This window comes from Bacillus sanguinis (assembly GCF_018332475.1).
Lineage (GTDB): Bacteria > Bacillota > Bacilli > Bacillales > Bacillaceae_G > Bacillus_A > Bacillus_A sanguinis.
In genome coordinates this window covers 1-391 of the sequence record NZ_BOQB01000640.1, presented here as the reverse complement: position 1 = coordinate 391, position 391 = coordinate 1, and the positions used below count along the sequence as shown (strand labels likewise).

Genomic DNA, 391 nt, shown 5'->3' with positions numbered 1-391 from the left:
TAATTCTTTACTTAGCCTTGGTGCTGCTGGTGAAAAAGCGCTATACGAAACAGGGAAACAATTCGGGGCCGAATTAATGCAACAACATATGCAGCGCTTAAATGTGAGTGAAGATGCTTTAACAGTGGAGCAAAAAGTTCAAATTGCAAAGGAAGCCTTTTCAACAGCTGGCTTATCACCTGCATTTGAATTAAGTGCAGATGGAACAAAAATTTTCTATGATGTACACAATTGTCCATTTAAAGAAGTTGCTGTTCATCACCCAACTGAAATTTGTAACATGCACGGAGATATGATGAAAGGGATTTTTGAAATCCTATTCCCTAACACGGAATTAACACGAAATGATAGTCTACTAGATGGATGTAAATCTTGTAATTATAAACTAACA

General features: G+C 36.6%; 1 pseudogene. It reads left to right on the top strand.

The window, feature by feature from the left end:
- Positions 1-391 (top strand): annotated as a pseudogene (locus KI369_RS28990) (L-2-amino-thiazoline-4-carboxylic acid hydrolase); the annotation flags it as partial.